3 protein-coding genes are annotated in these 3,832 nt (G+C 72.2%); all 3 read left to right on the forward strand.

Translation table 11 applies throughout. The annotated features are described in order from the left end of the window. On the forward strand, positions 1–564 hold a 564-nt coding region (locus ACFWM7_RS34350; protein ID WP_383268442.1), incomplete at its 5' end, for an ACT domain-containing protein. A gap of 119 nt (positions 565–683) precedes the next feature. Beyond that, positions 684–2,129 carry a M1 family metallopeptidase gene (locus ACFWM7_RS34355; protein WP_383268445.1) on the forward strand — a complete coding sequence of 482 codons (1,446 nt, stop codon included), beginning with the start codon at positions 684–686 and terminating at the stop codon, positions 2,127–2,129. A gap of 131 nt (positions 2,130–2,260) precedes the next feature. Beyond that, positions 2,261–3,781, forward strand: a complete 1,521-nt coding sequence (gene hflX, locus ACFWM7_RS34360) for a GTPase HflX (RefSeq protein WP_383268447.1) — start codon at positions 2,261–2,263, stop codon at positions 3,779–3,781. The last annotated feature ends 51 nt before the right edge of the window (positions 3,782–3,832 follow it).

The following is a 3,832-nucleotide window of genomic DNA, read 5'->3' on the forward strand; positions in this document are numbered from 1 at the left end:
AGCACGCAGGGCGAGCCCGCCGCCTCCCCGGCCTCCTCGGAACGCGAGACTCCGGGGGCCACTGCCCCGGCCCGCACCCGGTCCGGCCCACGGACCACGGGCGTCGTCGTCGACGGGCCGGGCGCGCCGGTGCGCCTGGCCGGCTGCTGTACGCCGGTGCCCCCCGACGAGCTGACCGGCTTCGTCGTCCGGGGCGGCGCGGTCACCGTGCACCGCCGCGAGTGTTCCGCCGCCGCCGAGATGCGGGACATCGGCCGCGCCCCGGTCGGGGCCCGCTGGGCGGACGCCGGGGGCCGGGAGTCCGAGGTCGGCTGCCGGGTGACCCTGGTCGCCGAGTCCTTCGGCCGCCCCCGGCTGCTGGCCGACCTCACCGAGGCCATCGCCACCGCCGAGGCGGCGATCGTCTCCGCCACCGTGGAGCCGCCCAGCGAGCAGCGGGTCCGCCACACCTACACCCTCCAGCTCCCCGACGCGGCGGGACTTCCCGGTCTGATGCGCGCCATGCGCGATGTCGCCGGGGTCTACGACGTCAGCCGCGCCCAGCACCCGGCCCCGGCCGGTTGAACGGTCACGGTCGGCTGAACGTCACTGGCGGCTGAGCCACTCCGCACCACCCGCCCTCGTTCGGGTGGTGCGGCGCGCGGCTCCCCGGCCGGGCGGCCCCGCGCTGATAGCGGTAGTCCATGCCGCTCCTGACCCGCCGCCTGCGCGCCGCCCTGCTGGCGACCGCCTCGGCCACCCTCGTCGCCGCCGCCCTGCCCGCCCCCGAGCCCCTGGGCATCGGAGACCGGCTCTTCCCCGAGCTGGGCAACCCCGGATACGACGTCCTCGCGTACGACATCGCCTTCACCTACCACGGCTCCAACACCAAGCCCCTGGACGCGGTCACCAGGATCAGGGCCCGCACCACCGCCCCGCTGGACCGGATCAACCTCGACTTCGCCCGGGGCACCGTCCACGGCGTCGAGGTCAACGGGCAGAGCGTGGACTTCGGCAGCAAGAGGGAGGACCTCGTCCTCCAGGCCCCCCGTCGCCTCCCCGCGGGCGTACCGCTGAACATCACCGTCCGGCACACCAGCGACCCGAGCGGATCCGGGGACGACGGCGGCTGGGTGCGTACCGCCGACGGGCTCGCCATGGCCAACCAGGCCGACGCCGCCCACCGCGTCTTCCCCAGCAACGACCACCCCTCCGACAAGGCCTACTTCACCTTCCGCGTCACCGCCCCGCACAAGCTGACGGCGGTCGCGGCCGGCCTGCCCGTGGGCAAGACCCGGAGCGGGGCCACGACCACCTGGACGTACCGCACCGAGCACCCCATGGCCACCGAACTGGCCCAGGTCTCCATCGGCAGCTCCGCCGTCGCGCACCGCACAGGACCGCACGGGCTGCCGGTCCGCGACGTCGTCCCGGCCGCCGACCGGAAGAAGCTGGAGCCCTGGCTGAAGAAGACCCCGGCGCAGTTGGAGTGGATGGAGCAGCAGGTCGGCCGCTACCCCTTCGAGACGTACGGGGTGCTCGTCGCCGACAGCCCCATCGGGTTCGCCCTGGAGACCCAGACGCTGTCGCTGTTCGGGAAGTCGTTCTTCACCGAGCCCGCCTATCCGGAGTGGTACGTCGACTCGGTGATGGTCCACGAGCTGGCCCACCAGTGGTTCGGCAACAGCGTCTCGCCCGCGAGCTGGTCCGACCTGTGGCTGAACGAGGGACACGCCAGCTGGTACGAGGCCCGGTACGCCGAGGAGAACGGCGGCGGCACACTGGAGCGGCGGATGCGCGAGGCGTACAAGCTGTCCGACGGCTGGCGCGCGGACGGAGGCCCTCCGGCGCACCCGGACGGACCGGCCCCGGGGCAGAAGCTCAGCCTGTTCCGCCCGGTGATGTACGACGGCAGCGCCCTGGTGCTCTACGCCCTGCGCCAGGAGATCGGCGAGGCCGCCTTCGACCGGCTGGAGCGCACCTGGGTCCGGGCGCACCGGGACTCCACCGCGACCACCGCGGACTTCACCCGGCTCGCCTCCGGGATCGCCGGCCGTGATCTGACCGGCTTCTTCGACGGCTGGCTGTACGGGAAGAAGACCCCGCCGATGCCCGGACACCCGGACTGGAGCAGCGCGAAACCCGCGTGACGGGCCCGGCGGGGCCGTGCCACTATCGACGCGTCGGCGCGGCGGACCGCACCGGAGTTCCCCGAGGGGAATCATCCGGGAAGATCACACGTTGTGACTGACGTAAAGACTTCTATCGACGTAAGGATCCAATGACCTCCTCTTCTTCCCTTCCCCAGGACGCGCAGGACGCGCAGAGCGCCACGGAGAACACCACCGAGAGCCTCACCGAGGCCCGCCGGGCCGACGCCCTGATGGAAGAGGACGTCGCCTGGAGCCACGAGATCGACGGAGCCCGCGACGGCGAGCAGCTCGACCGCTCGGAGCGAGCCGCCCTGCGGCGCGTGGCCGGTCTCTCCACGGAGCTCGAGGACGTCACCGAGGTCGAGTACCGCCAGCTGCGCCTGGAGCGCGTGGTGCTGGTGGGCGTCTGGACCTCGGGGACGGTGCACGACGCGGAGATCTCCCTCGCGGAGCTCGCCGCCCTCGCCGAGACGGCGGGCGCGCAGGTGCTGGACGCGGTGTACCAGCGGCGCGACAAGCCCGACCCGGCGACCTACATCGGTTCGGGCAAGGCGCTGGAGCTGCGCGACATCGTGCTCGAATCCGGTGCCGACACCGTCGTCTGCGACGGTGAGCTGAGCCCCGGCCAGCTGATCCACCTGGAAGACGTCGTCAAGGTCAAGGTGGTCGACCGGACCGCCCTGATCCTCGACATCTTCGCCCAGCACGCCAAGTCCCGCGAGGGCAAGGCGCAGGTCTCGCTCGCGCAGATGCAGTACATGCTGCCGCGGCTGCGCGGCTGGGGTCAGTCGCTCTCCCGTCAGATGGGCGGCGGCGGTTCCAGCGGCGGTGGCGGTATGGCCACCCGTGGTCCCGGTGAAACCAAGATCGAGACGGACCGGCGGCGGATCCGCGAGAAGATGGCGAAGATGCGCCGGGAGATCGCGGAGATGAAGACCGGCCGCGAGATCAAGCGGCAGGAGCGCAAGCGCAACAAGGTGCCCTCCGTCGCCATCGCCGGATACACCAACGCGGGCAAGTCGTCGCTGCTCAACCGCCTGACCGGGGCCGGTGTCCTGGTGGAGAACGCCTTGTTCGCCACCCTGGACCCGACGGTCCGCCGGGCCGAGACGCCGAGCGGCCGCATCTACACCCTGGCCGACACCGTCGGGTTCGTCCGGCATCTGCCGCACCACCTCGTCGAGGCGTTCCGCTCCACCATGGAGGAGGTCGGCGAGTCCGATCTCATCCTCCACGTGGTGGACGGCTCCCACCCGGTGCCGGAGGAGCAGCTCGCCGCGGTGCGCGAGGTCATCCGGGACGTCGGCGCGGTGAACGTACGCGAGATCGTCGTGATCAACAAGGCGGACGCGGCGGACCCCCTGGTCCTCCAGCGCCTGTTGCGCAACGAGAAGTACGCCATCACGGTCTCGGCCAGGACCGGCGCCGGCATCGACGAGCTGCTCGCGCTCATCGACGCCGAGCTGCCCCGGCCGTCCGTCGAGATCGAGGCGCTCGTGCCGTACATCCAGGGGGCCCTGGTCTCCCGGGTGCACGCCGAGGGCGAGGTGCTCTCCGAGGAGCACACCGCCGAGGGCACCCTGCTCAAGGCCCAGGTCCACGAGGAGCTGGCCGCCGAGCTGGAGACCTTCGTCCCCGCCGCGCACTGACGGCCGCAGGACCGTAGGACAGCCGAAGGCCCGGTCCGAACTCTCCGGAGA

It is taken from the genome of Streptomyces sp. NPDC058375 (assembly GCF_042723425.1).
Taxonomy (GTDB): domain Bacteria; phylum Actinomycetota; class Actinomycetes; order Streptomycetales; family Streptomycetaceae; genus Streptomyces; species Streptomyces durocortorensis.

Coding starts and splice junctions, on each gene's coding strand:
- ACFWM7_RS34355 (WP_383268445.1), top strand. CDS start 684: ATGCCGCTCCTGACCCGCCGCCTGCGCGCCGCCCTGCTGGCGACCGCC.
- hflX (WP_383268447.1), top strand. CDS start 2,261: ATGACCTCCTCTTCTTCCCTTCCCCAGGACGCGCAGGACGCGCAGAGC.